At 40.1% G+C, this 4,500-nt stretch carries 3 protein-coding genes and 1 tRNA gene; 2 read left to right on the plus strand and 2 right to left on the minus strand.

All coding sequences use genetic code 11. The annotated features are described in order from the left end of the window. Positions 1-1,971, plus strand: a 1,971-nt coding sequence (locus AB1488_10615) for a histidine kinase dimerization/phospho-acceptor domain-containing protein (GenBank protein MEW6410541.1), incomplete at its 5' end; no start/stop codon positions are given. Positions 1,972-2,039: 68 nt separating this feature from the next. Continuing rightward, positions 2,040-3,062, plus strand: coding sequence for an HD domain-containing phosphohydrolase (locus tag AB1488_10620; GenBank protein ID MEW6410542.1), 1,023 nt, complete (start codon positions 2,040-2,042; stop codon positions 3,060-3,062). 16 nt (positions 3,063-3,078) lie between these two features. Here AB1488_10620 and AB1488_10625 read toward each other — a convergent pair. Together AB1488_10625 and acsC are read right to left on the minus strand one after the other, a co-directional pair. After that, a tRNA-Ala gene (locus tag AB1488_10625) sits at positions 3,079-3,154 on the minus strand. Continuing rightward, the coding region (gene acsC, locus AB1488_10630) for an acetyl-CoA decarbonylase/synthase complex subunit gamma (protein MEW6410543.1) at positions 3,145-4,500 on the minus strand (1,356 nt) is incomplete at its 5' end. The genes acsC and AB1488_10625, both read right to left, overlap by 10 nt.

Here is a 4,500-nt window from a genome sequence, read left to right on the forward strand (position 1 = left end):
CCTGATGTAAAAGAGACACTTAAGAAATATACCGTGTATCCCCTGAAAACAGTAGAGGAACTTGAGGATTTATATAGCAATACCCCCCTTAATCTTCTCATTATTGATACCGTCTCTCACAGGCTGTCTTCTCTGGAAGAGCTTTTGAACAGGCTTGATGACGACATGGTGGTGCTTATCACACCTGAAAAACTCGACAAGTTTACAATAGATAATTTCCCACCAAGTGTTTATGAGTGTATTGATGTTGAATCCATAAAAGATGAGCTTCCTGTCATAGTTGAACGTGCACTTGAAAGACAGAGGTTTAAAAATGAATTAAGACTGCTGAAACAAACAAGAGAAGTTCCTAAATTTCTGCAGGCAGCGTCAACCTCTCTCAAGTGGGATTTAGAACAGTATCCAGGTGGAAGATATCTTCAGAAGAAGGTCCTTGTTAATTTTGCCAAGATGCTGACTGCAAGTTTTGATATGCGAAAGCTCTTTAATCATTTTATGGATTCGGTAGCGGAGATTGTTCGTGTAAGTAAAATGTCTATTATGCTCAGGGATAAAGAAGGATTTCATATTAAGACACACTGGGGACTTGATCCATATATAGCTGATAATCTCAGGCTTAAAAAGGATAGTGCACTTATAGCCTGGCTTTCAAAGACAGGAAGGATAATGCACAAACCAGTTAATCCTGCTGATACAGCTTCGATAAACATTAAGGCAGAAATGGAGCTTCTACAGTGCACATATTCCTTTCCCATGATACATAAGGGAAAACTGATAGGTATCTTCAACATAGATAATAAGATTACCGAAGAGCCTTTTTATAAAGAGGAACTGGAGATAATTTATTTGCTGTGCAATTATCTTGCAGCGGCTGTAAAGGATATAGACCTTTACCACCAGATATGGTATCAGAAAGAGTTTGCAAAAAATATTATTTCGAGTATAAACAGTGGAATGATTGCAATTGATAGAGATGAAAAAATTACTGTTTTTAATCAACAGGCATCTGAGATTTTGGATCTGGATTCTTCAGAGATGTTCGGTAATGACTTAAGAATACTTCCCTCTCCACTTGGTGATATATTATATGAAACCATGATGACTGGTACCGCATATAAAAGATATGAGGTTGAAATACGTCCTAAGGGAGTGTCTATTGGAATAAACAGCTACAGGCTTCTCGATGAGCAACAGAATCCTACCGGTGCTGGAATCGTGTTTTCTGACCTTTCTGATTCTAAAAAATTAGAAGAGCATCGCAGGAGGACAGAAAAACTCCAGGCAGTCAATGACCTTATGGCAAAAATAGCTCATGAGGTGAGAAATCCCCTGACAGCAATACAGACTTATATACAGCTGATGCATGAGAAATGCAGTGATGATGAAATGCGCAGCTTTTTTATATCATCTGTAAGTCAGTCAATCTACACGCTTGATAATTTGATTGATAAACTTGTGACTTTTTCCGACACACTGGATTACAATTTTAACAGGGAAGATGTGAATCTTATTATTGACGAAGCTGCGGATCATGTCTCAAAAAATATACCCGAGACACATAAGTTTTCGAGACTTGGAATCGATTCCGAATCCTTTTTTATCAATGCTGATAAAAAACTTCTGATAAAGGCAATTTATTATCTTATTCTCCATATTGTAGACAGGACTCCGCAAGGGACTCTTATTACGATGAGCGCTAAAACAATTATAAAAGACCCTCCCTGTGTGGAGATATCAATAAAATACGATGGGGATGAGTTTACTGATGAGGAAAAGCAAAGTTTGTTAAAGCCTCTGTTGGATATTGATAATCTGGGAACAGAGTTGAATGTGCCAATAAGCCATAAAATTATTGAAAAGCACAATGGCAGTCTTGATATAAAAAGTGACGGTGGGAGCAACACTTTTATCATTAAATTGCCACTAATAGACAGGAGAAGCCCTGCAATTTCGATTGATAAAGGACATTAGATAATAGCCCATTAGATAACAACTATCTAACGGGCTAATAACTATCTAATGTCCTAAAGGAGACATTAATGAACCATAGTGGAAAAATACTAATAATCGATGATGAGTTAGCACCGAGAGAGTCTCTCAGGATGGTTCTAAAGGATAGATATATTGTTTCTACAGCCTCAGGTGCACATGAAGGTCTTGATATTCTGGCTCAAGAGCCTGTGGACCTCGTGGTGCTCGATATAAGAATGCCAAAGATGGATGGAATAACCACCTTGAAGGAGATTAAAAGTCGGCACCCTGATACCGAGGTAGTATTGCTCACAGCCTATGCCAGCCTTGAGACAGCCAAAAGTGCGATACGTTTTGGTGCCTTTGATTATCTGATGAAACCTTTTGATAAAGACGATGTGATAAATATTGTAGAGAGAGGGCTTAAGAAAAAGCGTGATCTTGAAAGTTTGAGATTAGAGCGCGAAAACTTACTTAGCAGGTCTAAATTTCTTGAGGAAGAGGTAATCAGAGCCCGACAGAATCTTATAGAGTGTTATACAGGGACAGTAAAGGCACTGATTCTCACTATAGATGCCAAGGACCATTATACACATGCCCACTCAAATACCGTTGCGAGACTTTCTTCTTCTTTAGCAAAAGCAATAGGGTTACCAAAGAGTATGAGAGAGAAGATAGAACATGCAGCTGCTATTCATGATATAGGGAAGATTGGAATTGATGAAAATGTCCTCAAGAAGCAGGGTTGTTTAACACCCGAGGAATACGAAGTGATGAAAAAACATCCGAAGATAGGCGCTACAATTGTACGGTCAGTTCCATTCCTTGAAGATGCAATTCCTGTCATTCTTTATCACCATGAAAGATTTGATGGTAAGGGATATCCTGAAGGTCTTAAAGGTAAGCAGATTCCAATAACTGCGAGGATAGTTGCGATAGCAGATGCCATTGACTCAATGATGTGTGCCAGACCATATAGGGGTGCCCTTCCATTAGAAAAGATTTTAAGCGAATTAAAAAATAACGCTGGAACCCAGTTTGACCCTATGATTGTGGAAGCAATATTAAAAGGAAAAGTCTCACTGAAGTAGTGGTCATTTTTCTTAATGGTGGACGGTAGCGGGATCGAACCGCCGACCTCCGCGTTGCGAACGCGGCGCTCTCCCAGCTGAGCTAACCGCCCACTGTCCTGCTTTTGAAAAACGAAGGTATTCCATTTGCTTCTCTTGGGCCAACAGTAATCTTCCAGCCTTCCAATTTCTCTTCGAGTGCTCCACTCAGGATTGCCACATAGCCTGGTATTATTAGCTCTCTGTGGTTAATTGAATTTTCTATTTCACTGCCCTTTATAAACTCTGCTATCTTTGAGGCGGTAAATTTACCAGCAGCCCATGCAGTCAGAACCGAGAGCCCTTCTGCATCCATCACTGCAAGCCAGCAGGGCACCTTGCTGTTTTCTACCTCACCACGAACTATAAAGTATGTGAGTGAGAAATTGGTGGTAACAAGAAGCGGTGATTCAGTAGTCGGCTCACCAACTTTGTATATTTCCTGTGCAACCTGCATAGGCACCTGCGGGTCTGTATATATGTTCTGCCTCAGTGTAAATAATGCAAGCATCTTCCACTTCTCTATCGAATTCAGCACAACAATTGAGGCATATTTAGTTACAGCTACTGTGGCTATTGCAGCCTCATGGATACTGTCATCCTTTGTTTCACGATCTTCGATTCCTGTAAATGTGATAATCGGATATCCAAGAGGCTTGAAATTCTTCTTTATCGCTGCACGCCTGATAATGGTATTCTTCTCGATTATTTCCTTTGGACTCTTTGCACATGAATCAAGGATGATGTCTTCAATACCTAATCCCCTAACTTTCTCTGAAAGGGTGACTAATGTATCTAAATTATCTGATGAAACAACCAGAGGAAGTTTTCGCTCCTTTGCGATTGCAGCCATAGCCTCAGCATTATCCTCATAAGCAGCATATATCAATGGTTTTTTATCAGCACAGTGTTTAAGACCTGCTGATATTGCATCTAAATTTGATGACGCCAGCATAAGTGGAACGTCAGGGGCAGATTCAATAATCTTTTTTACTACTATCTCAAACCTCCCTGCGTCACCAGAGGCATTCTCCACTGCAATCATGTCTACCCTAAGTTTTTGTCCAACCCTCTCTACCTCTGAGGATTTAACTGCTTCTATCTGATTGAAGATATCATTATCGCTTGAGTTATCGTTTATCCTGAGTGCAAATGCACAAGGGTTAACGAATTTTTTATCATGTCTGAAAAGTACAGTCTCTTCGCCCATCTTTATAGCCTTCTCACCGACACCAAGTGTAATCTGTCTAACAGGTGGTGCAGATGCCTCACCAAGAATCCGCTTTGCCTCTTCTGATACATCAGGGCATGCATTAATATCTGCCTGTCGTGCTGCGAGTTTCATTGCAAATGCAAGGCATGTAGGAAACCCACATTTTTTACAGTTTGTCTTTGGAAGAAGTTTGAATATCTCAACACC

This window comes from Nitrospirota bacterium (assembly GCA_040756155.1).
Classification (GTDB): Bacteria; Nitrospirota; Thermodesulfovibrionia; order JACRGW01; family JBFLZU01; genus JBFLZU01.

Excerpts from the sequence above, each read along its gene's own strand:
- AB1488_10620 (MEW6410542.1), top strand. The coding sequence starts at position 2,040 with ATGAACCATAGTGGAAAAATACTAATAATCGATGATGAGTTAGCACCG.